Genomic DNA, 25,824 nt, shown 5'->3' with positions numbered 1-25,824 from the left:
CAATGAAAAAGGCACTAAACAGTGCCTTTTTCTTCTTTAATTTCAGAATCTTCGCGTTTGTTTGACCAAGCATTAGCTAATGCTTTAACCAAAGACGCGAGCGGGATAGCGAAAAAGACTCCCCAGAACCCCCATAATCCACCAAAAAACAACACGGCCACAATGATATAAACAGGATTCAGGTCCACTGCTTCTGAAAAAAGGAGCGGTACTAAAACGTTACCATCCAAAGCTTGAATAATCCCATAGACAATAATCACGGTCCAAAACTGTGCCTCAACTCCGAACTGGAACATCGCAACTGCTGCTACAGGAATCGTCACCAATGCTGCACCAACAAAAGGGATAAGCACCGACAAACCAACGAGCGCCCCTAACAAAGCGGAATAGCGTAAATCTAATATTGAAAAAGCAATGAAACTCGCCCCTCCAACAATCCCGATTTCAAACACTTTGCCACGAATGTAATTCATAATTTGGTGATCCATTTCTGACCAAACTTGGCTGATTAAGCGTCTTTCTTTTGGGATTAAACTCTCGATACCACGCGTCAGCACAACTTTATCTTTCAGCATAAAGAACACTAACAATGGTACAAGAATAAGGTAAATAAGCCACGCCACTGCGTCTTTTAAAGATGTTAAAGATACCGACACGAGCATTTGACCGAGCTCAAAAGCCTTTGACTCAACGCTAGTCACTAAAGTACGCACTTGATCCGTAGAAATCAGCGTGGGGTAATCTTCGGGCAGATGTAACAAGAATGCTTTACCTTGCTCAATCATGTGTGGGCTTTCTTGTAGCAGGTTACTCAACTGATGCCACAAAACCGGCACAATGCCCAGCAACATTGCAAGACACAGCCCGACAAAAAGCAAGATAACCAATGTGGTTGCCAGCACCCTACTAGGTACAAATCGCTGTAGTCTCGTTACAGGCCAATCTAGTAGATATGCTATCACCAGAGCAACTAACACAGGCACAACAAAAGGTCCAAAAAAATATAGTACGGCAACTGATGCAATCAACAACAACAGTAACGTAACGGAATGAGGGTCTGAAAACTTATTTTTGTACCAAGCTTTTACTAAGTCAAACATGGTTAATGCTAACCTCTATGGATGGCTGAGCACCATTACAGTGCATATATGAATATTGATGTTGATCCAGATAACGGACTATATCACTAATATCTTGTTCTTGATGATAATAAAACTGAACTTTAGCATCTGATTGTTGAGCTTGGCGCAGGTGCCACTTAAACTGTACAAACAATTGAGGGCATTGATATGTAGACAGGTCCACCTTAACTAGAGTCTTTGCGCCCACGTTTTAAACTCCCAACTGGATAATTCCCATACCGACAAAGCCATATGTTAGCACTAAGCTAAATCAACTTAAAAGCCTTATACTATGGCCTGACATCAAACAATGGTTTATTCTTTTATATAGAAATAGAATTGGAGTATTGCTTGCCATGTCCAGAGCAAATAGCAAGGCTATATTGCCTACAAACCCTACTCTCAAAGAAATAAATTGGTATAAAAAGCAGATTAATTGGGGTGAACTTCCCCCTTTCTATCACATGGTTGCATCATCAATTAGTGAAACTGAGGGAATATTACATCATGGTTTTGACAATGCTGTAAAAAGAGTACTTGATAAGCGAAATTGGAATTTAGAACTACTCGGTGGTTATGAAGATGATCACGGTGTGATCTTTTGCGATGACAAGCCTCAGGTATCCCTGCATCAGGTATTCACGGAAAGAGGCTTTGAACTTTGGGCCTTCCCTGTAGCTAAGAATGTGAAAGTTGATAAATACATGAGAGATAATCGCTTTCTTGGATTCAATATCTGGGATCCACATAGCATGAAGAGTCTCCTCAGGATCAATCAATTACATAAATTTATTGGCTTCTATTTTGAGCGCGGAGATTCGGCTGACAAAGCGCTCATATTGCACGCACATAAAGCTGTACACAAAGTTATTAGTTTTTTGCAGGCAGAATTGAACATCACCTCCGTTGATGGGGTCACAATAAAAGATTTTTATTTAATGTGTGAAAAAGAAAACCGTACCAGCAGCGATGAATATGATCTTGCTCGACTAAAATACGGTGATGGTATTAAGAAGGAATAATATGCAATTAACTTCTCTGGTTCGTGCCGCAGTTGGGACGGCGATGCTACTTGCGAGCCTAACCAGTCACGGACAAAACGCCTTAAAATTACCCGATTTAGGCACTTCTGCACTCCAAGTGCTACCACTAGAAAAAGAACAAGCCATCGGCGAAGTCATGATGATGCAGATCAGAAGTCAATCGCCTTTAGTGCAAGACCCTGTACTCGATGAGTATTTAACCAGTTTAGGGAATAAGCTGGTAGCCAATGCTAATGACGTACGCTTCCCTTTTTCATTCTTTTGGATCAATAACCAAGCAATTAACGCCTTTGCGTTCTATGGCGGCCATGTAGGCGTTCATACCGGGTTGATAGCCCAGGCTGACAACGAGTCGCAATTGGCCTCTGTTTTAGGCCACGAAATAGCTCACGTAACACAGCGTCACCTTGCTAGACGCATACAACAAGCTAAAGACAATAACGCAATGACGCTTGCTGGTATGATAGCGGGTATTTTGACAACCATAGTTGCACCAGATGCTGGTATGGCAATATTAGCCGCTAACTCAACGCAAGCGCAGTTGAGCCAGTTAACTCATAGCAGAAAAGCTGAGCAAGAAGCTGATAGATTTGGTATGCAAACACTCTATGAGGCTGGTTTTGATCCCTCACAAGCCAGTGAGTTCTTATCTAAACTTTCGGCTCAAGTACGTTATCAAACTAAGCCACCCACATTCTTACTGACTCACCCCTTACCCGATTCACGAGTATCGGATGTCAGGCTCAGAGCACAACAGTTTACCGCAAGGTATGTTCCTGCGAGTCTAAAGTTTGAACTAGCGAAAAGCCGTGTACTTGCTCGTTACCAATATAAAAGTGCGGATGCACAAGCTTATTTCGAAAGCCAGTTACGACTCAAAGCAACAGAAATGAGTAAACAAGCCCTCGAATATGGTCTTGCTCTGGCGCTGTTAGACCAAGAAAAACTAGAGCCAGCTCAAGTACTCTTGGACAAATTACTTAAGCAGGACGAAAACAACTTGTTTTATCTCGATGCTTATACCGATCTATTGATTGCGCAAAAACAACCTGAGCAAGCGACTAAATTGTTGCAGTTGAAGTATGAGTTTAGGCCCAACAACCAAGTACTCACACTGAATTTTGCGAACGCTGCAATTGAAGCCAAACAGTTCGATACCGCAGAAAAAATTCTTAAGCTATTTTTACTAGATAAACCAGAAAGTACGTTAGCAAAAGATTTACTGAGTAAAGTGTATAAAGAACAACAGGACAAAGCCGCGTACCATGAAATGTATGCGAGTCTGCTTGCCCAGTATGGTGCTTACATTAAAGCAGCAGATGAAATCCAGCGAGCGTTGAATCATATTGATGAGCAAGAAACAGTCAAAGAGGCCAGACTGAAAGCCTTGTTGAGTCAATATAGGCAAATGCAAAAAGAGCTCGCTAAGCTTTAAGTCAGTGAGTACATCCTTTAAAATAAACCAAAAATTATCAGGACCTATTTATGTCAGTTACTATTTATCACAATCCTCGCTGTTCAAAATCTCGCGAAACGCTAGCACTGCTTGAAGCACAAGGGGTCTCAGCTAGCGTTGTGGAGTATTTAAAAGAACCAATTAGTTTAGAAACATTAAGCGAGTTACTTACACAACTAGGTTTTGAGTCTGCTCATCAACTTGTACGCAGCAAGGAAACTCTTTACAAAGAGCTAGGGTTAACTAAGGACACAGACGAAGCCACATTACGTCAAGCTATGATTGATAACCCAAAGCTCATTGAACGTCCTATTGTGGTTAACAACAACAAAGCAGCCCTAGGACGCCCGCCTGAATCTGTGTTGAATATCCTTTAATGGTCACTGTAGTTGTTCTGTATCATTCCAGCCATGGCTCTGTGGAAGCTATGGCCCATGAGATAGGCGATGCGTTAGAATTTCACGGCGCGAATGTGAAACTCAGAACCTTCGAAAAAAGACATGAACACGACCAAATAATCAGTAAAGCGGACCTCATAGAATGTGACGCTTTAGCATTTGGCACTCCTACACGGTTTGGCATGATGGCAGCACAAGCCAAAGCCTTTTGGGAAACCACTAGCGATATATGGCTAAAAGGCCAGCTTATTGACAAACCCGCATGTGTTTTTTCTTCTTCTAGTAGCATGCACGGTGGTAATGAGGCTACTTTGCTCAACTTATCTCTTCCTCTGCTGCATCATGGTATGATGCTGCTGGGTGTTCCCTATGACGTGCCAGAGCTGTTAAGTACGCGCTCTGGAGGCACTCCTTATGGTGCAACTCATGTCGCTGGAAGTGATAACTCGAATGAGCTCAGTGAATGCGAAATGAAAATTTGTCGTGCCGTTGGTACTCGATTATTTAATATTGCAAGTAAACTAAAATGACAACACCAATTAAACAGCCCCTCACTATTACCTATCAACGACTAGCTTTGTTTGGCTATGTGGGGCTATTACTCCTTATGCCAATTTGGCTTTTTATCATGGTTCCACGAGAGGGCTACAGTAACGGATTTATATTTGCGGTGTATATATTGCCGCTATTGTTACCACTCAAAGGCATTATTCAGGACAAACCATATACCTACGCATGGGCGAACTTCATTGTTATGATTTACTTCATCCATGGTTTGAGCTTACTCTGGGTCTCTCCTGAGGAACTCATATGGGTGATCTTAGAATTAGTCTTTGCGACATCTATGTTTGTTGGATGCACCTACTACGCCCGACATCGAGGCCAAGAGTTGGGTTTGAAGATACGTAAACTAAAAGATGAACTAGCTGAAGAAAAAGCGGCCCATCAAGAAGCAGACAAAAAAGACTGATGTTATTCAAAAAGGCTAAAGCAGCAATGCTTTAGCCTCTGAAAAATGCGCTTAAAATTAATAAAGCAAACAAGACTTGTACACTAACACTCAACCAGCTAATTGCCGTCAATCCTTTTAGTGACCAAGGATGAGATAAATTGGGATACAGCTGCCCTCGTCTAACATTACGAGCAAAGGCAAACAACAATAAACCTATGGCCGTTCCCCCCCACACAAAAAGCGATTTATCCTCTATTTTTTCACTAAAAAATAAAGCAAGCTGGATTGGTAATAGTAAACTGGCCAAAGCATATAAGATATGCACCTGCTTTATTTTCAACAACTTCCCTTTTTCTGAAAGCTCTTTAATACCGTGTTGTTCTAAGGTTTTTTTTGCCACCAGCGCTGAAAGTTTCATGGCCAGACGATAAGGACTTTGACCTTGTGTGTCTGTTTGAGTTGCGTCAACTCCGGACGCTATTATTAAATCAACCATACTCGCCAAATTAGACTTAACAGCAAAGTGCATTAGTGTCTGGCCTTGTTCATCACGGTCATTGATATCATGATATGCAATAAGCTTTTCAACTACATTAACGAAACCTTTTTCAACCGCCCACATAAGTGCAGAGCGCCCTTGTTCATCACGTACTGTGCCTTGGGCACCTTGTGATAAAAGGCCCATCAATTTAGGCTGTTTCACATCATCAAGCATGACTTGAGCCAACAGAGCTTGTTCTAACAATAGTGATATTTCTGCCTTATCTTCAAACAGTAACTCTAGCAGAGGATAATACTCTTCACCTTGTAGCAGTTTATCTGTAGCGAGTGTGGCGGTGAGCTCTCTTTGTCCGATACACGTTTCAATATGCTTCTCAATAGCCACCCTAAACTCTTCTACCTGCCACGCAGCAACCACTTCGTGAGCCGTAAGTGACATATGTGCAGCCAGACACCAATCGAATACCTGTTCATGCTTTAAATTAATAAGTAGTTCGAAAAAATTAGGTAATGTTATCGACTCAATTTGCAACGCGAGGTCACTGTACTGAGCCAAGCGCTCCATCAGCATGATACTAATCGCCTGACGCGTCATACCCGATTGCTCAATATGAGCAAACAACTGCTGTGTATACGTCTGTTGTTGCTGATCATATTCGTCTATGTGTTGGAAGTAACAAGACTCAAATGGCTCAAGGGGCTTTAGCCATTGCAGGTAAAACACAGGAGGAAGAATAGTTGTATCAACACCTTGTTCATCTTTACTCGTACTACAACTTGGCCAAGATTCCAAAGCATCTAATATAAATGCCCCATTTTGTTCTATTAACCCACGCAATAATAAAGGGTACTGGGATGGCCACAGTAAAACATGTTCCATGAGCGAGTTATTCACCTTATTTAAACCAAATTTACGACTTGTATCAGCCTAAGTGCTTTAGTCTGACTGTTAGGTGAATGATACCAATATCGTAATAAAATTGCTTAACAAATCTTGCGGTTTATGCCTCAGAGCTTTCATATCTTTACCTTATGCAGCTACAATATCTATAGTAAGCATTCTGAATGGGTAAAAACATGTTGGAGCAATTGGAAACTTGGCACATCGTACTGATTATAGCGACGGTTATTGCTGTTATATGGAGTAATATCGCCTTGCTCAAGTACTCAGCTAAATTTGATTTTAAAGGGAAAATTGATAAGCAAACCAAGCCTGATGACAGCGACAAAGATAAAAAATAAATTGGTGGTTGAACATGATCGAATGCTCAACCACACCAAATATCGACCCTAACCTACTAGCCAATGCGCCATAAATGCAATCACCGGCAAAGTTACTAAGGTACGCAATATAAAGATTGCAAATAACTCCAATAAATTCACTGGGATTTTGCTACCCAATAACAGCGCGCCCACTTCTGACATGTAGATCAACTGAGTCACGCTCATTGCAGCGATGATGAAGCGTGTTACATCGCTTTCAATGTTACTGGCCGCCAGAATAGACGGGATAAACATATCAGCAAAGCCAACGACAATTGTTTGCGCCGCCTGTGCTGCCTCAGGCACGTTCAGTAGCTCTAAGTAAGGCACAAATGGTGTACCCAACACTTGGAAAATAGATGTGTGCTCAGCAACGATTAGCGCTAAAGTTCCCACGGCCATTACCACTGGTAGAACAGCAAATAACATATCAAGTGCGTTACTTACACCTTCTTGCAAAGTGCCTTTTACACCCGGCGCTTTTTGCGCTTTTGTCAGTGCTACATCAAGCGCATGCTTAAACAGAGTTTTACCTTCAGGCACCGCTTCAGCATCGCTATCTGGCACGGTGTCATCAATATAGGTATTACTTTTGAACCTAAGCGGAGGTAAACGAGGAACGATAATCGCGGCAACAAAACCGGCTAAACAAACCGTTAAATAGAACGGCGCAAACAGATGCTCGAGTTTTACCTGACCGATAACGACTAGACAAAATGTTATCGACACGGCGGAAAAAGTCGTACCTATTATTGCTGCTTCTTTTTGCGTGTAATACTTGTCTTCATATTGGCGAGCGGTCATCAAAATCCCCACGCTGCCATCTCCCAACCAAGATGCCACACAATTAACTGCACTGCGACCCGGAACACCAAATAGTGGACGCATCACCTTAGTTAATAAGGTGCCGACCAGCTCTAACAAGCCAAAGTTCAGCAACAAAGGCAACAGTAACCCTGCTAAAATAAATACCGAAAATAGTACAGGCAGCAAATCATTCAATACCAGTGCGCCCGTATGTGATGAATTGATAATACTAGGGCCGACCTGAAAGTAAGTCATTAGAATGAACGCCATACCAACCAAGCGCGTCACTAACCATATCCAGCTGACTTCAAACAGGTGTTTGACCAAGGCTATTTTCATTAATGGTGCAGGTTTTACAAGCTTCACCAACAGACTCATTACACCTGTTGTACAAATAACAAAGAGGATCAGGGTATCAACATATGGTCCGACAAACCCTTGTAGTGACTTTGCCATAACAGCGATGGGAATCGTCATTGCTTCGCCAATGGCAACGGGGGTCATGAATAAAAATACCCCAATCAATGAAGGAACGATAAATGCAAAAAGTGTGCGCCAATCGGGCGTCACTGTACGACTTGTTTGTGTTGTCATTATATTTAGCCTACAAAAACAAAGAAAAGAGCCTAAAGCTCTTTTCTCAATTAAAAAACGACCAACTGATTAAATAGTCAGGCCCTTATCGCGCAATACTTCTACGAGTATTTGTTGTAACTGCGCCATAACATCTGTATCTAACACATTTCCTTGCGCATCTCTCCAAGTGATTGACGTACTTCCCTCTTTTGTAGCGGCAACGGAAATTTTATAATCACCGCTTTCAAGCGGAAGTCGTACCGCGTCATCACCCCAGATAGAATCCCAGACACTATCCTGTGGTTTTTCGTAACGAGTTGAAATCAAGCCATTGTCTTTGTCTATCTTGATAATGGTAAAATTCACACGTTCTAAAAATCCAGCAAATCGGTCAATAACAATATCACGTTTTTGTTCTGTGATCATAGCGCCATTACCTTCATCATCAAAGCCATTAGCTAACGACAATACCCCCTGCTGTTTTCTAAGCTGAACTTCTAAAATGCGATACAAATAATCAAATTCAGCAACCACTTCGTTTACGGCTCTTGCTTCTAACTGTTGCTTGAGCAAATCATTTAGAGGCGTGTTGTCACTGCGATAATCTACCAACTCTGCGCGTAACGAGGCGGTTCTTTGATGTTCTTTTTGCTCTACAGTAAAGCGAAACTTTTGTTCAGAAACAATAACATCATCTTCCCAAAACCAACCTTCTACCGGTTTGATGAGTGAATACCATCCCGTACTCACAACACCTTGTGCTCGGTTGTCTTGCTCTAAAGGCGCGTTATGTTCAGCTACAACACTATCTACGGCTTTCCAAATAAACGCTGTTAGGTCGTCTATGCCATCATTTTTGTCAAAAAAGACCCTAGCTTGGCTTTCATTTTCTTCAACCCAACTACCTGTGGCTACCGTTAGCACCTGCTGAGGTGGACGAAAGCTCTTTGCCTCTGGGTCACTATCAAAACTTGCTACTGGCATTTTATAGGTCGGATCTTGTGATGGCTGTTGTAGATGTGCTGGTACCTTAACGGGCTCATTTACACGATAGTTACGCTGGTGGTGCGCATCATTCGTAAAAACACTACATCCAGATAAACCAATTAATACGCTGAAAGCCAACGTTTTTGGGATCCAATACTGCACTGATTATTCTCCTTAGCAGACCCGTTAATTTTTATTTCATTACTATGAGTAGGGAATGCTGGTTTGGTTCACTGTCAATTCGAAAAATTCCTAATAAGATGACAACTTCATTAGGAATGAATAGGTTAGTTGTTATCAACCGAAAAATTTGCAACTATGGTACTTTCCAATGGGAATAAACACAAGAAAGCCTTAAAATTATCCGCCCAGTACCGTAATAAATCCCAAAACAGGCATGTTAAGCGCCAAGTTCTGTGGTACTATTTTTGGTTAAATATCAATTATCCACTGTATTCTTCATGGCACTTTGTATCGATAGAGTACATTTACAGAGGTTAGGTTTCATTAATGACTGCTTTTGCCAATCAACAACTGGTGTTAACCGCAATAGGTGAAGACCGCTCAGGGATAGTGAGTGAGCTAACGCAACTTGTGAGTGACTGTCACTGTAATATCATTGACAGTCGTATTGCTATTCTTGGTAACGAGTTCACGTTTATTATGCTGCTTAGTGGTGATATGTCTGCTATCAGTAGAGTTGAGCATAGTTTACCGGTTAAAGGAATGGAACTTGGTCTACTGACCATGATGAAACGCACCAGCTCACATCAGCAAGGTGATTTCAGCGCGGGTTACACACTTGAGTATCAAGGTCTCGATACTCCAGGTACATTAAGCAAAGTAACACGCTTTTTTGCTGAGCAAAGCGTGAGTATTTGTTCATTAAAATCAGATACCTTTGAGCAAGATGAACAATTACATATGCGGTGCGAGCTGGAGTTTAATATTCCCAGTAGTGTCGATTTAGATAAATTTAAAATCCAATTTGAAGATCTTTCTCACACATTAAACGTAGATTACATTTTAAGACGAATTCGCTAAGGATTGACATGAAAACACTTACCGCAGGCGAACAAGCGCCACTATTTTCATTAAAAAACCAAAACGATGAAACCGTTTCTCTGGCTTCTTTGTTAGAGCAAAACCAAGTACTTGTGTACTTCTACCCAAAGGCATTAACACCGGGTTGTACTGTGCAAGCAGAGCAATTACGTGATCATAAGTCTGAACTGGCGAAACTCAACACGGTTGCCGTTGGAATAAGTCCAGATCCCGTAAAAAAACTGAAAAACTTTGAAGACAAGAAAGATCTTAACTTTGATCTTTTATCTGATGAAGATCACGCCATTGCAGATGCTTTTGGTGTTTGGGGCCTGAAGAAATTTATGGGCAAGGAGTACGATGGTATCCACCGCATCAGCTTCTTAATTGGACAAGATGGTAAAGTTAAGCACGTGTTTAATAAGTTTAAAACCAAAGACCACCATCAGGTGGTGATTGACTATCTACAAAGTAACTAACCCTGTAAATCACTAAAAAAGGCGCTTAACCAAGCGCCTTTTTGCTATTTATTAGCTAAAGCTTTAGTTGATACCAATATATTTATGGACCTGCACGGATAGCCGCCAGTTCTTTTTCATACAAGTATCAATCGCTAGCTTGGTTGCCTTGGCTTTTTGGCTGATAGGCTGTAAATACACGAGTTTCGGCGTTACACCTGTTTGTTCAAATAAGGCTTCTAATTCTTCTACGTGCTTTTGCATCGCTACCGGATGCTTGATTTCATTCGCTCGTTGCATTGCACTGGCTAAAACTTCATAGCCTCCACGCATATTGATCTTTGGTGAAACCGTCACCCAAGTTTGCTCTGGTACTTTAATTTCAAACGTACCGCTGGTTTCAATTTGTGTACTGTAACCATTCTGATGCAGCAGCTCGCAAAGTGGAACTAAATCAAACATACACGGCTCACCACCAGTGATCACTACGTGTTTTGCTAGGTAGCCACGCATCTGAAACAGTTCAAGAATTTGTTCGGCATTAGCCTCAGCCCACCACTGTGAGTCTGTTTTTTTCTCAACCGTACCATCTAACGAAATTTTATATGTCGAGTCAACTTCCCACGTTTGCTTAGTGTCACACCATGCACACCCTACAGGACATCCCTGTAAACGTAAAAAAATTGATGGGACGCCGGTATAACTGGCTTCACCTTGAATGGTTTCAAAGATTTCGTTTATTTTGTACAAAACGGCTCCGTAACAACTTCACAAACTCAAAAAATCACCAATGGAAATTGTTATTTCCACGGCGGCCGTGTAGTATATCGCGCCCTGACGTAAACCTCTATCAAAATCGAGGCAAAACACCTATGAGCGAAAAAGTCGTTGTCATTTACTCCGGTGGTATGGATTCATACACCGTTCTTAACAAAGCAATTCGTGCCGGCTATGAAGTCTATGCGCTGTCTTTTAATTACGGCCAACGCCACGTAAAAGAGCTACAAGTTGCAGAGCAAGTATGTAACAGTCTCAATATCGCTCATAAGATTGTCGATATCTCAGCAATCAACCAGCTTATTGGTGGATCGTCACTCACTGACGACATAGACGTGCCTGAAGGCCACTACGAAGAAGAAAGCATGAAAAGTACAGTCGTGCCAAATCGAAATATGATTTTGCTATCTTTAGCAGTAGGTTACGCAGTCTCTCTTAAAGCCAACAAGGTATTTTATGGTGCGCATTCTGGCGATCATGCTATTTATCCGGATTGCCGCCCCGAGTTTGTTAAAAAAATGGACGATGTATGTCGTATCGCTAACTACGAAGAAATTGAAATTGTCTGTCCATACCTTAACAACAGTAAAATCGACATTCTAACCGATGGCCTGAAAATGGGTTTAGATTACAGCCACACTTGGACCTGCTATAACGGCAGAGAGAAAGCTTGTGGTAAATGTGGCGCCTGCCAAGAAAGACTGGAAGCGTTTGCACTCAATAATGCGCAAGATCCTCTTAGCTACGAGGCTTAAAAAACAGGGAGTGATTTCACTCCCCAACATCCCCCTTCTCTCACATAACCTCTTGTAACTGTTTGCGTTTGGCCCGGTAAATATCCGTAGTGCCTACCTGTTAAGCATGCTAAGCTACCTATTTGACCTCATTGCGCAGTGAGTTGAATAAATGGACTACCTAAGTATTAATAAACAAGCGTGGAATAAAAGAACTCAAATTCACTTAGAATCCAAATTCTATGATGTCGAAGGGTTTAAAAAGGGTCAGTCTTCACTGAACCCTATCGAACTAGAACAACTCGGTAATGTCACTGGAAAATCGCTACTTCACCTACAATGTCACTTTGGTCAGGATACCCTATCATGGGCTCGCCGAGGGGCGAAAGTGACAGGTGTCGATTTATCTGCTGATGCGATTATGCAAGCAAACCTGCTCGCCCAATCGTTGGCGTTAGAAGCAAACTTCATCGAAAGCGACATCTACCAATTTGGCCAAGATAACCAACAACAGTTTGACCTCGTTTTTACATCATATGGAGCAATATGTTGGCTACCAGATTTAATCGAATGGGCAAAAGTAATCGCCAAGTCACTTAAAGTCGGCGGTGAGTTTCATATGGTCGAGTTTCATATGTTTAATGACCTACTGAGCGGAATGCGATATTTCCCAAACGGCCAAGCGGATGTCGACCAAGAAGGTACGTATACAGAAAATTGTGATGGTACACAATCTACAATCGTTACTTGGTCTCATTCATTAAGTGAAGTTATCAATGCATTGATTGGTGCAGGTCTTAATATCGAATCTTTGAACGAGTACCCCTACAGTCCATATGAATGCTTTGATGACCTAGAATATGTGCAAGGTTTTGGTTATCAAAAGCTTTATCAAAATCAGCAAGTGCCTCTGCTATATTCTGTTAAGGCTATAAAATCGCAATAACAACGGGAGAAAGTTGATGAGACTTGACACATTTATCGCGCTATTTTTCTGTGTTGGGGTGTTTGCCGAAGAACCCTTGGATTGCAACAATGCTTGGACTACGGTGCAGATAAACCAGTGTATGAACAAAGAACTGATTGCTGCAGAAACCCTTATGGAACAGTACTTAGCAAAGAGTATTTCGCGTTATACACAAGACCCTACCAGCGTCTCATCGATCAATAAAAGTCAGATGATTTGGCTTGATTATCGACAAGCGCACTGTGGTGCCGTTTTTAATACATGGCGTGAAGGGACAATCAGAACGGCCATGAGTGTGGACTGTAAAATAAAATTAACGCAGCAAAGAACACATTCTTTGTGGACATCATTTTTAACCTTTGAAGACTCAACCCCAGCATTGTTACCAGAACCGCAGAAGTAATCCACATAAAAATAAAAAACCGTGGTCTGCCACGGCTTTTTATTCAAAGTTAACCCAAAAAAATTATTTCCGCAAAGCCTGAATATATTGGCTACCCTGCTCCGTTGGCGTTAGCGTTTGTATTTGCGGCTTGGTGTAACTTACCAACACTTGCCCCAGCTCTTTTGGAAAGCTAGCACTTAGCATGCGTGGTGTATCCTTACCAGCTGCGATAAAACCATCCACTTCTATGCGGAAAAAGTTTTTAGGTTCAGCATGGTGACTCTGCTCATGCTGATGCGCACTCAAAACTTGCTCAGCCAGTTCAGCTTGCAACAGCTTTTTGAGTTCTTCCTTTGGTGCAACTCTAACTTTTACAGATTGCAATGGTTGCTGCGCTACTGACAAGTTCATGTTGTTTCTGAACAACTCCACTAAGGCCTGTCGAAACTGACCAAGCTGCTGATCTGAGCCATTCGCCAAATGCATCAGCGATGCTGGTTTACCTTGATAGTTCATATGCTGATACAGTTTCGCCACTGGCGTATGCATCGTAATAAACAAGTAGTTATCCTGACGCTGAACCACTTGCGCAGTACTCATTTGTAAGCCATGCGCTAGCAGTGAACCTGTCCAACTAAACAGCGTAACCATTAAAGCAATTTTCATACTAGTAACCGTCTTTAGCATACTAACCTCTTCGCTTATCGGCAATGCTCTGAATATGTATCATTAGTGCCTGCGGTATCTGTGCTATCAAGACGATATCTGAACGCATAGCAATTGGCGTTAGGATCATAACCACTGTCTCCACTGACTAACTGTCGATACATAATTAGCGCTTTTTTACCAGCTCCAATACGGTTATTGCTTTCGCCTGGAGTTACTTCAATAAATTGCCAAGTCATACCGCCAAAGCTCATGGTGTCATAATCGGTGAGTGAAACATCATTTCCAGACCAAGACAAATCTCGTTCCTGAACCCAATGAGGACCACTTGGCACTGAGCCTTCTTGGTCGGCTTGCGCTCTAAAGCAACCGATACTATATGGCGCATCAGTCGTACTGTAATAAACATACTCACTGCCATCTCCGTGCAGATCGTAAGCATTACATTCATCAAGCGGATTACTGCCATCTTTCACATCTGCTGGCAAATAGTTCAAATCTTCATAGCGACCAGCACCATAGTCAGTGCCATCTGTTGTTTTTACGCCCCCACCTGTACCAAAATACAGCGGTAAGCCATCAAACATATACGCCAATGGCTGTGAAGGGTCGTGGCTGTCCATCAAACAAATCGGTGCCATATGATAGTGATAATCTTCACCATTGCCCGCATGACCACCACATTGGTCGATTTCTCCCAACAACACGGTATCACGACTGCTATAGTCTTGACCCAGTTGAGCAATCTCATCTGGTTCACTTTCTTTGGCATAATGAAGAATTGGAACCCCCTCTACCGACACCCCCACCGCATGGTGGATATTGATGTTACTCTGTGGCTCAGGCAAATAAGTAGGCGTGATTGGCAAAGTCCAAGTTAGCTGCTCTGGGATAGGAACACGTCCAATCCATGAACGAATGCCGACGTTTGCTTTATCACTATCTAACTGAGAACGATAAGGTAGCAGTGTATGCGTGGTGACACTCATGGTATTGCCACTACAGCTCACAGAAACATGATCACCATAAGCTTCAAATGCCGCTGATTTTGTAGCACATGTCGTGGCCACACTCTGTGGTACATGTTGATCATTGTTAGGGTTATAGCGCGAACGCGTCAGTGACAAAGTGGCTGTACTCAATGTATGAGACGCGATAGCATCACGAAGTGTGGCGAGATCGGTTGTGCTACCCGTTAATCCCAAGCTGTTTACTGCGGATGAAAGAGCGTAGACAGTGATTGTATAATCATGTTCACCTGGGTCTGCGGAGCATGGCGGTGCATATTGTTGCTGACTATTCACACTGTTGATACCAAATACACCAACAGAGGTTTCACCCGCTGCCAGATTATCGGTCGCGGCTGGAATGTCGTAAACCGTCCAGTATGAATGTGCTTTTGAGAAGTCATCTGCATCATTTGGATTAGGAAAGTGATGCATTGAAAGCGCGTATGATTGTGTGCCAGAAGGTGCACCACTCCATTGCAGCGGAATTGACATGCCTCCGTTGGCACCGTCACATGTTGCAGACAGCGGTACTATATTATCGCTTTTCACTGCTTTACTAGTTAGCTGAAAATCACCGCTATCAGTGTCACCGTCTCCACCATCGGTGTCGCTACCGATTGTGCCGCGCACTAACACTTCGTTATCTAATACTAAGTTTGAGCTCCAAATAAACTGAGCATCACTTTGAGTATCATCAAATACGGAGGTAAAGTTGGTATAAGCCTGTTTGTTATCTACACCCACAGTCTCATTGGTATAAGTTGAAGCACTTGGCCAGCTACTGTCGTCAAAGTTTGCACTCATCCAGTTTGTCGGTCTGCTCCAATGTACGCCATAGACCGAAGAAATATCACTAACAGCTCCTGTACTACAACTTGTAGATAGACGCTGACTGCCCGACTCACTCAAACATGACTGATCAACAATAGGTGCGGTGTAATAGGTTTGTGCTTTCCACTGATTGTTTGTTACACCAACAATTTGTCCATTACTGTCTTTGAATACTGCAACCATCCCCCCATCACCGGCGGCATAGGCACTTCCTTGGTTATTTTCAGTACCCGTTCCCAGAGTCTCTTCCCAGTCAACAAGTGCCATTGCAACGGTAAAAGGCTGTTTCACCTTAAAACGCACAATGTTGGAATTAAACTCAGTGAACGGCACAGGATCTTTACCTACCGCGTTCCCATTGACGTACATCTCAAAGTAATTGTCAGCAAAGATGTATGCGGTGATCACCTCACCATCGGCGTCAATTTCAATGATATCCGTACCATCCAAAGCAGCCTCAGCAGCGGCAACATTGGCGTAATTGTGGCCCGATACGTAACTGTTGTATAAATCCGATGCGAATGGCATCGCACTGTCTTGGAACAGCGTCTGTGCAGGAACTATCCAGCTTTGTTGACTGCTATCTGTGATACTACCTACCGCCGCAACACGGCTACCTGCTGCAAACAAGTTGCTGATGGTTGTCGTCGCCACACCTTGAGTGAGCGCACCGGAACCTTTGTATGAGCCATCATCAGAGAGTCATCGTCTGAACCATCGTCGTCAGGATTATCGCCCGAGTTATCCCCTGGTGTATCACCTGAATTATCCCCAGGCGTATCACCCGAGTTATTGTCGGTAGGAGGGGTGACGGTACTAGAATCGCCTCCAGAACCACCACAACCACTAAGTAGCGTAATGGTTAACAAGCCTAACAACAGGCTTGAAGCTAGTTGCCTGATTACTTTTATCATTGTTTGCACCTTAATACATATTATTAGGGAAGTACTAAAGTTAAGCACACAATGTGGATGAAATATGCACACAGTAAGAAAAACATACTGGTCGGATGAATTTAACTGGTAATAAAGGACCAAGAAAGGAACATGACTGCATTTCAGATCCAGTCTGAAAGATTGGTATTTCCGTCTAACTTAATGAATTATTTACTTTTCTAGTTTGGTAGACTCGTCACTTGCAATGGCAAATCTATGGTTTTGATCAACCTTGATATGTAGATCACAGCGCTTTGGTAAATATTCAAAACCCCACTCAGTGAGCCGTTGAAAGTACTGGATAAAGTCATAAACTTGTGTTTCTGTCATGCCAGTGCCAGAAGCAGCCTTTAGTTGCTGCTCTTGCTGCAATCGCCAATTAAATACACGCTCAAAACAGCTGACGTCAAGGTAAATAAGTTTATCCAAATAGGCGAAAACACTTTGATATTCCCCTGCCAAAAACTGATTTACCTGCGCTCTAAATTTACCATCGCTGTCTTGTTGTTGCTCAAAATCATTGACACTTTTATTGAGCCGTAAGTTAGGCTGAGCACCAAGGCCTATGCACCACCCTTCAAGCAGCAGTACGTCAAGCTGGTCTTCACACCGTAACCATTTATGCTTTGGTTTGGGCGAATCTGTAGATTTATCAAAACTTGGCAGCACAATAGTCTTTTGATTCTTAAAATCGCTCAATACGCAGTTTAACAGCGCCATATTATGTGTTCCTGGCACCCCGCGAGTTACAAATAGTGGATGGTATTTATTCGCCACTTTTTCACGCTCACGGGGTGATAAGTAGAAATCATCTATGGACACACTTTGTGTTTTATAGCCTAAGTTACGTAAATGAATAGTCAAAAACGCAGCCAAAGTTGATTTACCAGACCCTTGAGCGCCATTGATCCCGATACACAAAGGCTGTGAGGTTGACGTCACAAGCTCAGTTAGCCACGTACAAAGCGGCTGTGCGTCTTCAATATAGCTAAGTGGAAGTTGTTGCTGTGCAATAAAACGCTGTTGCCAAGAGAGCATGGTCAATTCCTTTGGTAAAATAAAGGCCACTCAGGTGGCCTCTATTTTTTCATAAAATTTATGCTTGTCTTGCTTCAAGCATCAGACGTTTCATATCTCTCACAGCTTTTTCTAGACCATCTATTGCGGCACGGGCAACGATGGCATGACCTATATTTAGCTCATAGATTTCACTCATTTGCGCTATCGGCTTAACATTATGATAGTGTAAACCATGGCCCGCATTGACGATAATGCCTAAGCCATGCGCATACTTAACACCTTCACGAATACGCTCTAATTCTGCGGCTTGTTCTTCGTCATTATGTGCATCCGCGTAAGCCCCTGTGTGAATTTCGATGTAAGGTGCGCCGGTTGCTTTGGCTGCATCTATCTGAGTCTTGTCAGCATCAATAAACAACGAAACCTTGATACCCGCATCTGAAAGTGTTCTAACCGCGTCAGTTATCTTCTGTTGATTACCAATAACATCCAAACCACCTTCGGTAGTAAGCTCTTCGCGCTTCTCTGGTACTAAACATACGTACTCAGGTTTAACTTCTTGCGCAATCGCCAACATTTCATCGGTAACGGCTATTTCAAGATTCATGCGAGTTTGAATCGTCTTTGCCATCACGTATACATCTCTATCTTGAATGTGACGACGATCTTCACGCAAATGAATCGTAATACCATCCGCTCCCGCGTGTTCCGCTACACTCGCTGCATGGGCTGGATCTGGGTAGCTGGTGCCACGTGCTTGCCTTAAAGTAGCGATGTGATCCACATTCACACCCAATAAAATATCTTTCATAGCCTTACCTTGATATAAATAATTCCCGACTTTTTAAAGCCTTGTTTCCTAATAATGGTTTCAATAAATACCGACTAAGATGTTTTGCCGCTGCTCTTACGGTAGGTTTAGCAAAATCATGCTCGGCCATCGCCAGTAGCGCAGCACCAGCAAAACCATACTGAGGTATATCAGTTGGCACAAAGCCGAGCTCCGGTATGTATTGATAGCTTAAATTGGCACTGATTGGATCACCGTGAGCATCAATATCAAACTCAACACCAAACCCCAATAAGCTAAGCAACTGAAACTCAAAACTGCGTAACACAGGTTCTACATCTGTTTGCTGCACCAATATATTCAAATGCTGCTGATAAAGCGTAAACACTTGTTCCTGAGGTTCATTGCGTGGCACTATCCGATAAACCAATTCGTTTAAATAAAAGCCACAATATAACTGTTTTCCATGTAATGATAATGGATTTTGGGCCAGTTCAAAGGAGTTTAAATATTTTAAATCATGGCGACCGCCATATTGAGCCAAAATGGGAGTAAAAGGTCTAAGGTGAGCATTATGTTTGAGCGCTTGACGGCCCTTGACCCTCGCAATCATGCTAAGGTGACCGACTCCTTCAACAAGTGTATTAAGCATTAATTGCGAGTCGCTATGCGCACGTCGATGCAATAAATACACTTGTCGAAAGTCGTTTTGCAATCAGTCTTCTCCGTATCCTAAGCTACGCAGGGCACGTTCATCATCAGCCCAACCAGACTTCACTTTGACCCAAAGTTCTAAAAATACTTTGTTGTCCAGCATACTTTCTAAGTCTTTGCGAGCTTCACGACCAATCACTTTGAGTTTTTCACCCTTGTTACCGATCACCATCCGCTTTTGTGACTCACGTTCTACCAAGATCAACGCATTGATTTGCCAAACACCATTGTCTTGCCATTTAAACTGTTCGATCTCTACCGTTACAGAGTATGGCAGTTCATCTCCCATAAAACGCATGAGTTTTTCGCGAACAATTTCTGCAGCCAAAAAGCGCATTGAACGGTCAGTGACATAATCTTCAGGGAAATAAAACTCACATTCAGGCAAGCGCTTACGCACAGCATCTTTAACAAGATCGATGTTCTTGTTCTGCTTAGCCGAAACCGGAACTATACCGACAAACTCACCTTGCTCAGATAGCCACTGCATGTGTTTAAGCACATCTTCGTGCTCTTTAACCTGATCAACTTTGTTCATAACCACAAGTACGGGACGACCACTTTGCTTAACTTTATTAAGCACCATCTCATCATCGCTGTTCCAAAGAGTTCCCTCAAGAACAAAAATGATGAGTTCCACATCACCAATAGAACTAGACGCTGCACGGTTCATTAAACGGTTAATGGCCCGCTTTTCTTCTATGTGTAACCCAGGTGTATCCACATAGACCGCTTGATAGTTGTCTTCGGTGTGAATCCCCATGATGCGGTGACGAGTGGTTTGTGGCTTGCGTGAAGTAATACTTACTTTCTGCTCAACAATTTTATTCAAGAGTGTTGATTTACCGACATTTGGGCGACCAACAATGGCAACCATGCCACAATGTGTATTAAGCGTCATTTTTTAAAATCTTCAATGCTTTTTCGGCAGCTTTCTGTTCTGCTTTACGGCGAGAGCTACCTACTGAAATTATGCTCTCCATCCCTTCAACAATACATTCAACCGTGAATGTTTGGTTGTGTGCTTGACCTTTTGTGTCTATCACAGTGTAGCCTGGCAGTGGTAATTTGCGCGCTTGCAAATATTCTTGCAGTAAAGTCTTAGGGTCCTTCTGATTATGACCTGGTGAAATAGCCTCTAAACGTGAAGCATACCAAGTTAAGATCAATTCACTGCAAGTATCTATATCTGAATCTAAAAACACCGCGCCAATAATCGCTTCGACCGCATCAGCTAAAGTCGACTCACGACGAAAACCACCACTTTTTAATTCACCCGGTCCCAATCTTAAATAATCACCTAGGCTAAACTCAACACCGAATTCAGCTAACGTTTGGCCTCGTACTAAAGTGGAGCGCATCCGGCTTAAGTCGCCCTCACGCGCTTTTGGAAACTGGTGATACAAGGCATTGGCGATTACAAAACTCAAAATTGAATCTCCAAGAAATTCTAATCGCTCATTGTGTTGGCCTTTATGACTGCGATGCGTCATAGCCTGTTCAAGCAATGCCTCGTTGTTAAAGTGATATCCTATCTTACTGTATAATTCTGCTACGTTTCTTTTCATTGTTACTGAATATTACCTAGGCGTCCAAAACGAACACCAGTTGGAACCCAACCTGGAAGCAGGCTATCTGGGCCATTTTCAAAATCAAAACTCATCCAAATAAAGACCGCTTTACCGACAAGGTTTTCTTTAGGAACGAATCCCCACATGCGACTATCTTGGCTATTGTTACGGTTATCACCCATAGCAAAATAGCTGTTTTCAGGCACAACCCACTCATCGCGGCGCGTACCATCTTGCTGGTAGTAACGCTCAGTCATTTCGATAGCTTGTGGATTAATTAAAATATCATGTGGCACATTTGGCAAATCTTCTGTCAAACGTACCAATGGCATTGCGCCCTGCGTATACTCATCTCGGTTCACTATATCTAACTTAATCTTGTTGTACTCACCACACACTAAGCTACCTTGCTGTAACTCACCCTCAGCACAGTTAGGCTTGATATATAGTTGACGATTTCGATAAACAATATGATCCCCAGGAAGACCTATGACGCGCTTGATAAAATCAATACGCTCATCTAGAGGAAACTTGAAAACAACAACATCCCCACGTTCGGGTTGACCCACTTCAACTAACTGCGAACGCCATACTGGGTCTTTAATGCCATAAGCATACTTTTGCACCAGAATGAAATCGCCATCAAGTAAAGTTGGCATCATAGAACCTGACGGAATTTGGAAAGGTTCAAAAATAAATGAGCGAAAAATTGTGATCGCTGCAATCATCGGAAAAATTGACTTTGCACCTTCGATAATGGCAGGCTCAGGCGCTATTTGTGCGATAACATCCTCGTCTAGAGGTTGCTCTGAAGCACCTTGAGCAATTGCGATCCGTTCTTTTCTCTTTGGTGCATAAAGCAGGTGATCTAGTAACCAAAGTAAACCTGAACCTATGGTTAGTACCACCAAAAATATTGAAAAATAGCCTGCCATCAAAAATTTCCTGTTATTTGCCCACTTTTAATATGGCAAGAAACGCATCTTGAGGAACTTCTACGTTACCCAACTGCTTCATGCGCTTTTTACCTTCTTTTTGTTTCTGAAGTAGCTTTTTCTTACGACTTACGTCACCACCATAACATTTTGCGATTACGTTTTTACGCAATTGCTTCACTGTAGTACGGGCAATGACATGTCCACCGATAGCTGCCTGAATTGCAATATCAAACATCTGACGAGGGATCAGCTCTTTCAGTGCGTCCGCTAATTGACGACCACGACTCTGTGCACCATCACGGTGCGCGATAATCGCAAGTGCATCAACACGGTCACCATTGATAAGAATATCAACACGAACCATATCAGAGGGTTGGAAGTGCTTAAAGTTATAATCAAGCGAAGCAAAACCACGGCTAGTAGATTTTAACTTGTCAAAGAAGTCCATAACCACCTCAGCCATTGGTAGCTCATAGGTTACCGCTACTTGCTTACCGTGATAAGCCATCTTGGTTTGTACACCACGCTTTTCAATACATAGCGTGATCACGTTACCCAAGTATTCCTGAGGAACCAAAATATTCGCCTCTACAATTGGCTCGCGAATCTCAATAATATCGTTTACTGGCGGCAGCGCTGATGGATTGTCGATCTGAATAGTACCGTGCTTGGTTTCTATCTCATAGATTACCGTAGGCGCTGTGGTGATCAGATCCATATCATATTCACGTTCTAAACGCTCTTGGATGATCTCCATATGCAACATGCCAAGGAAACCAACACGGAATCCAAAGCCAAGTGCTGTAGAATTTTCTGGTTCAAAGAACAATGATGCGTCATTAAGGCTTAATTTGTTCAGTGCATCACGGAATGATTCATAATCATCCGATGAAATTGGGAACATACCAGCGTAAACTTGTGGTTTAACGCGCTGGAAACCTGGTAAACGTTCAGGTGCTGCATTCTTGGTTAAAGTGATGGTATCACCTACTGGTGCACCATGGATGTCTTTAATACCCGCAATCACATACCCTACTTCGCCGGTTTTCAACGTACCTGTATCTTTTTGTTTTGGCGTGAAAATACCTACTTTATCGGCAAGGTGTGTTTGGCCCGTAGACATGATCTTTATCTTATCACCTTGGCGTAATTCACCATGCTTAATACGCACGAGTGAAACAACGCCTTGATATGAGTCAAACCAAGAATCTATGATCAACGCCTGTAGTGGCGCATCAGGGTCACCGACTGGAGGCGGAACATCACGTACGATATTCTCGAGTACATCCTCAATACCAACACCCGTTTTAGCACTACATTGCACGGCATCCAAGGCATCGATACCAACGATATCTTCAATTTCCTCTGCAACACGTAGCGGGTCGGCTTGCGGTAAGTCTATTTTGTTCAGAATTGGAATAACTTCTAAATCCATTTCGATTGCGGTGTAGCAGTTCGCCAAAGTCTGTGCTTCAACGCCTTGACCCGCGTCCACAACCAAAAGAGCCCCTTCACATGCAGCCAAAGAACGTGACACTTCATAAGTAAAGTCAACGTGTCCTGGCGTGTCGATGAAGTTCAACATGTATGTTTCACCATCTTTGGCAGTGTAATTAAGAGTAACACTTTGCGCCTTGATGGTGATACCGCGCTCGCGCTCGATGTCCATCGAATCCAGAACCTGCTGTTGCATTTCGCGGTCTGTAAGGCCACCGCATACTTGAATTAGGCGGTCAGAAAGTGTTGATTTGCCATGGTCAATGTGGGCGATGATAGAAAAGTTACGGATATGCTTCATATACTGGATTCTAAACTTCTATTAAGTCACTAAATGGATTAAAGCGCAGATTTTACCTGTTATTTAACTCAATCACCATCTATTTGCGTCACAGCCATGCTAATTGGGTAAATTTTTACCACTTTTACATCATGCTTTATCGACTGAACGCGCCTTTTGGCAACTAAGAAACCTAGAAAACCGCCCGCTATCGCTGATAAAATCTGCCAAGGTTCACTGAGTTCCAATCCTAGAGAAACAATGAATGCGCACATAAATGCCATTAGCAACGGCAACATATACACATAAAAGGCATGATTGACCACTTTGGAGTCATCTAGGCTGAGTTTGACTTTTTGACCGATTTGCAAAGATTCTTCGATTTGGATTGGAAATGTTTTTTTGTGAGTGCCAAAAAGTTTACTAAAGATTTGGGAGCCGCATTTGCCATTACAGCCTTCACATGCGGTTTTTTGCTTGGCTTTTAAATAAGCTGTAGTGCCAGATACTGACACCACAGTTAATGTTTGTTCAATCATAGTGGCCGCTTTACTGACTCAGCTATACTTTTTGCCGTCATTGCGGGGATGTTGCCCACCACAGAGACATCGAATGCCCCAGAGTTGTGAACATATACTGTCGTTGCACCAGAGGACAATGCTCCACTTGGTCGTTGTCCAGGCAATGGACGCTGCACAAAGACAGAAACATCAACTAATCCGTCAGAAAACAAATAGTAATCAGCCAATTCATTGTTTAAATCTAATTTATGTCTATCTGATTTTAACAATTTAAATCCCTCAGGTAACCAACCAATTTGCCAATTATTTTGTAATGTATCTTCTTTGTTTAATTTCAGCGCGGGTAATGGTGTTGGGAATTCTCTTTGGGTTAACTCTAATAACTGTTCTGCTGGCTCAGGCGTTACACTGATATGTGTAAGCTGTAGTTGCTCAAGTAACTCACCTTGCTGGTTAACATATGCAGCCTTCAATAATAAAGAAGACTGTGTGTCGATCCATAGCCAATAGTTGTATTTACTACTATCTTTGGCTTCTACCCTAACTAATTGTGCAGGCCTACCTGCTATACGACCTTTCCCGCCTAGAACAAAGTCATAATGTTCTAAAAGTGTACTCACATCTTTGAACAACACTTCAGGAATTGGTCCTGCTATTGAGTCAGTTTTCACTGAATAAGGTGCAGACTGTGGTTCATAATAGGTAACTAGATCATCGACTCTTACAATTTCTAAGCCTGCTCCGTTTAGCAAGCTTAGTAACTCTAACTCTTTATTTTCGTGCTTTGCATGAACCCAACGATAAGGCTCCATGCCTTTACCTTTGAGCACAACAAAAGACGCATCAAAATTTCTGTTGTGGACCGCTGAAGCCATGTTTTGTAGTAGCTGCCTAGCAGAAACGACTTCCTCAGCATGTGCCCATGAAGCCAAACATAAACCTAAAATACAGGCAAGTAATCTCATTTAACTACTTCTTATCCTCTGGTTGTTCTGATTCAGCTTTGCTCTTTTGCTGTAAAGCATAAGCAACGCGAGACTGTCTTTGATGCTCAAGCACAAGTGCTCCAATGCGTTGCTGCTGCAAATCACGAATACCTTTCTCGGCACTTTGCAGTGCAGACTGCTCCGTCGAAAAACTCACTGGAGCGACACCACCAGCTAACGGTCGCGACTGTAAGACTGGCATTTCGTCAATGGCAGGAGCACTTTGTTGTGGCATGGTATTGACGCCTAGCACAGCGACTAGCGCCACGCTTGCTGCAATTGCTACTTGAGAAATGGGTCTACGCCAAGCACTTAGCTTTACAACTTTAGTTCCTTGAGCAATTTGCTCCTGATGCTCGCTTTGCAAGCTTAGGTTGTGACATGGCTCGTTTTCCAAAGCTGCTGCCACTTTTGCTGTAATATCAATGCTAATACCACCCGTTTGAGCTTCACGCATTACATCACCTATTTGTGCATAGCGCGCAAACTTGGCTGCGTCTATTTGACTCAAAGATGATTGGTCAAGCTGCAAATCGCCATCAAGTGCGCGTGATGCTATCTCTTGTGGTGATTTTGTGAGGTTCGCTTTTGTCATG

29 protein-coding genes are annotated in these 25,824 nt (G+C 42.6%); 11 read left to right on the top strand and 18 right to left on the bottom strand.

Annotated features, from left to right (window positions below; all coding sequences use genetic code 11):
* Positions 1–14: 14 nt before the first annotated feature.
* Positions 15–1,100, bottom strand: a complete 1,086-nt coding sequence (locus C2M32_RS07985) for an AI-2E family transporter (protein ID WP_105167923.1) — start codon at positions 1,098–1,100, stop codon at positions 15–17.
* Between the two features lie 377 nt (positions 1,101–1,477).
* On the opposite strand from C2M32_RS07985, the gene C2M32_RS07975 reads away from it, so the two are divergent.
* From C2M32_RS07975 to C2M32_RS07955, 5 genes are read left to right on the top strand one after another with little or no spacing between them, the layout of a single operon-like run.
* Entirely contained in the window at positions 1,478–2,143 is a 666-nt protein-coding gene (locus C2M32_RS07975) for a hypothetical protein (protein WP_105167921.1), read from the top strand.
* Position 2,144: 1 nt separating this feature from the next.
* Positions 2,145–3,599 (top strand): M48 family metalloprotease, encoded by a 1,455-nt coding sequence (locus C2M32_RS07970; RefSeq protein WP_105167920.1) that lies wholly within the window; start codon positions 2,145–2,147, stop codon positions 3,597–3,599.
* 50 nt (positions 3,600–3,649) lie between these two features.
* Positions 3,650–3,997 carry an arsenate reductase (glutaredoxin) gene (gene arsC, locus C2M32_RS07965; RefSeq protein WP_105167919.1) on the top strand — a complete coding sequence of 116 codons (348 nt, stop codon included), beginning with the start codon at positions 3,650–3,652 and terminating at the stop codon, positions 3,995–3,997.
* Entirely contained in the window at positions 3,997–4,548 is a 552-nt protein-coding gene (gene wrbA / locus C2M32_RS07960; protein WP_105167918.1) for an NAD(P)H:quinone oxidoreductase, read from the top strand. Before arsC ends, wrbA begins: the two co-directional genes overlap by 1 nt.
* Complete coding sequence (locus tag C2M32_RS07955; RefSeq protein ID WP_105167917.1) at positions 4,545–4,988, top strand: DUF2069 domain-containing protein; 444 nt, start codon at positions 4,545–4,547, stop codon at positions 4,986–4,988. The genes wrbA and C2M32_RS07955 overlap by 4 nt, the downstream gene beginning before the upstream one ends.
* Before the next feature lie 31 nt (positions 4,989–5,019).
* Here the strand turns inward: C2M32_RS07955 and C2M32_RS07950 are convergent, their stop codons facing one another.
* Positions 5,020–6,351, bottom strand: coding sequence for an ankyrin repeat domain-containing protein (locus tag C2M32_RS07950; protein ID WP_105167916.1), 1,332 nt, complete (start codon positions 6,349–6,351; stop codon positions 5,020–5,022).
* Between the two features lie 197 nt (positions 6,352–6,548).
* Here C2M32_RS07950 and C2M32_RS07945 point away from each other — a divergent pair, with 197 nt between their 5' ends.
* Positions 6,549–6,713 carry a DUF2897 family protein gene (locus C2M32_RS07945; RefSeq protein ID WP_105168034.1) on the top strand — a complete coding sequence of 55 codons (165 nt, stop codon included), beginning with the start codon at positions 6,549–6,551 and terminating at the stop codon, positions 6,711–6,713.
* Between the two features lie 48 nt (positions 6,714–6,761).
* Here the strand turns inward: C2M32_RS07945 and C2M32_RS07940 are convergent, their stop codons facing one another.
* Together C2M32_RS07940 and bamC are read right to left on the bottom strand one after the other, a co-directional pair.
* A complete protein-coding gene (locus tag C2M32_RS07940) occupies positions 6,762–8,135 on the bottom strand; it encodes a YjiH family protein (RefSeq protein ID WP_105167915.1) in 1,374 nt (457 codons plus the stop codon).
* Between the two features lie 69 nt (positions 8,136–8,204).
* Positions 8,205–9,266, bottom strand: coding sequence for an outer membrane protein assembly factor BamC (gene bamC / locus C2M32_RS07935; RefSeq protein WP_105167914.1), 1,062 nt, complete (start codon positions 9,264–9,266; stop codon positions 8,205–8,207).
* 348 nt (positions 9,267–9,614) lie between these two features.
* On the opposite strand from bamC, the gene C2M32_RS07930 reads away from it, so the two are divergent.
* Positions 9,615–10,148 (top strand): glycine cleavage system protein R, encoded by a 534-nt coding sequence (locus C2M32_RS07930; protein ID WP_105167913.1) that lies wholly within the window; start codon positions 9,615–9,617, stop codon positions 10,146–10,148.
* A gap of 8 nt (positions 10,149–10,156) precedes the next feature.
* On the top strand, positions 10,157–10,627 hold the full coding sequence (bcp, locus tag C2M32_RS07925; protein WP_105167912.1) for a thioredoxin-dependent thiol peroxidase: 471 nt from the start codon (positions 10,157–10,159) through the stop codon (positions 10,625–10,627).
* A 63-nt stretch (positions 10,628–10,690) separates the two neighbouring features.
* Here the strand turns inward: bcp and queE are convergent, their stop codons facing one another.
* On the bottom strand, positions 10,691–11,356 hold the full coding sequence (gene queE / locus C2M32_RS07920) for a 7-carboxy-7-deazaguanine synthase QueE (RefSeq protein ID WP_105167911.1): 666 nt from the start codon (positions 11,354–11,356) through the stop codon (positions 10,691–10,693).
* Between the two features lie 122 nt (positions 11,357–11,478).
* On the opposite strand from queE, the gene queC reads away from it, so the two are divergent.
* The 3 genes from queC to C2M32_RS07905 all read left to right on the top strand — a co-directional run bounded on the left by queC (position 11,479) and on the right by C2M32_RS07905 (position 13,487).
* Entirely contained in the window at positions 11,479–12,138 is a 660-nt protein-coding gene (gene queC, locus C2M32_RS07915; RefSeq protein ID WP_105167910.1) for a 7-cyano-7-deazaguanine synthase QueC, read from the top strand.
* Between the two features lie 151 nt (positions 12,139–12,289).
* Complete coding sequence (locus tag C2M32_RS07910; protein WP_105167909.1) at positions 12,290–13,063, top strand: class I SAM-dependent methyltransferase; 774 nt, start codon at positions 12,290–12,292, stop codon at positions 13,061–13,063.
* 16 nt (positions 13,064–13,079) lie between these two features.
* On the top strand, positions 13,080–13,487 hold the full coding sequence (locus C2M32_RS07905; protein WP_105167908.1) for a lysozyme inhibitor LprI family protein: 408 nt from the start codon (positions 13,080–13,082) through the stop codon (positions 13,485–13,487).
* 63 nt (positions 13,488–13,550) lie between these two features.
* Here C2M32_RS07905 and C2M32_RS07900 read toward each other — a convergent pair whose 3' ends face one another.
* The 13 genes from C2M32_RS07900 to C2M32_RS07840 form a co-directional block, all read right to left on the bottom strand.
* A complete protein-coding gene (locus tag C2M32_RS07900; protein WP_158678169.1) occupies positions 13,551–14,135 on the bottom strand; it encodes a hypothetical protein in 585 nt (194 codons plus the stop codon).
* Positions 14,136–14,170: 35 nt separating this feature from the next.
* Entirely contained in the window at positions 14,171–16,630 is a 2,460-nt protein-coding gene (locus C2M32_RS07895; protein WP_158678168.1) for a YHYH protein, read from the bottom strand.
* Positions 16,573–16,890: a hypothetical protein gene (locus C2M32_RS07890; RefSeq protein WP_105167905.1), complete on the bottom strand. Its 318-nt coding sequence runs from the start codon at positions 16,888–16,890 to the stop codon at positions 16,573–16,575. Before C2M32_RS07890 ends, C2M32_RS07895 begins: the two co-directional genes overlap by 58 nt.
* 192 nt (positions 16,891–17,082) lie before the next feature.
* Complete coding sequence (locus tag C2M32_RS07885) at positions 17,083–17,949, bottom strand: kinase (RefSeq protein ID WP_105167904.1); 867 nt, start codon at positions 17,947–17,949, stop codon at positions 17,083–17,085.
* 58 nt (positions 17,950–18,007) lie between these two features.
* Positions 18,008–18,742 (bottom strand): pyridoxine 5'-phosphate synthase, encoded by a 735-nt coding sequence (gene pdxJ, locus C2M32_RS07880; RefSeq protein ID WP_105167903.1) that lies wholly within the window; start codon positions 18,740–18,742, stop codon positions 18,008–18,010.
* Between the two features lie 4 nt (positions 18,743–18,746).
* Positions 18,747–19,436 carry a DNA repair protein RecO gene (recO, locus tag C2M32_RS07875; protein ID WP_105167902.1) on the bottom strand — a complete coding sequence of 230 codons (690 nt, stop codon included), beginning with the start codon at positions 19,434–19,436 and terminating at the stop codon, positions 18,747–18,749.
* On the bottom strand, positions 19,437–20,336 hold the full coding sequence (era, locus tag C2M32_RS07870) for a GTPase Era (RefSeq protein ID WP_105167901.1): 900 nt from the start codon (positions 20,334–20,336) through the stop codon (positions 19,437–19,439). It lies immediately after the preceding gene.
* Positions 20,326–21,003, bottom strand: a complete 678-nt coding sequence (gene rnc, locus C2M32_RS07865) for a ribonuclease III (RefSeq protein ID WP_105167900.1) — start codon at positions 21,001–21,003, stop codon at positions 20,326–20,328. The genes era and rnc overlap by 11 nt, the downstream gene beginning before the upstream one ends.
* Positions 21,004–21,005: 2 nt before the next feature.
* Entirely contained in the window at positions 21,006–21,941 is a 936-nt protein-coding gene (lepB, locus tag C2M32_RS07860) for a signal peptidase I (RefSeq protein ID WP_105167899.1), read from the bottom strand.
* A gap of 13 nt (positions 21,942–21,954) precedes the next feature.
* Positions 21,955–23,742 carry a translation elongation factor 4 gene (gene lepA, locus C2M32_RS07855; protein ID WP_105167898.1) on the bottom strand — a complete coding sequence of 596 codons (1,788 nt, stop codon included), beginning with the start codon at positions 23,740–23,742 and terminating at the stop codon, positions 21,955–21,957.
* A gap of 68 nt (positions 23,743–23,810) precedes the next feature.
* Complete coding sequence (locus tag C2M32_RS07850) at positions 23,811–24,260, bottom strand: SoxR reducing system RseC family protein (protein WP_105167897.1); 450 nt, start codon at positions 24,258–24,260, stop codon at positions 23,811–23,813.
* The gene (locus tag C2M32_RS07845) at positions 24,257–25,207 is read right to left on the bottom strand and encodes a MucB/RseB C-terminal domain-containing protein (protein WP_105167896.1); all 951 of its coding nucleotides are present in this window, start codon (positions 25,205–25,207) and stop codon (positions 24,257–24,259) included. The genes C2M32_RS07850 and C2M32_RS07845 overlap by 4 nt, the downstream gene beginning before the upstream one ends.
* 4 nt (positions 25,208–25,211) lie before the next feature.
* Entirely contained in the window at positions 25,212–25,823 is a 612-nt protein-coding gene (locus C2M32_RS07840) for a sigma-E factor negative regulatory protein (protein ID WP_105167895.1), read from the bottom strand.
* Position 25,824: the final 1 nt, after the last annotated feature.

Source organism: Pseudoalteromonas sp. T1lg23B (assembly GCF_002964665.1).
In the GTDB taxonomy this organism is placed as follows: Bacteria; Pseudomonadota; Gammaproteobacteria; order Enterobacterales; family Alteromonadaceae; genus Pseudoalteromonas.
Note: the sequence above shows the minus strand (reverse complement) of the source record. Positions and strands in the feature narration are given on the sequence as shown.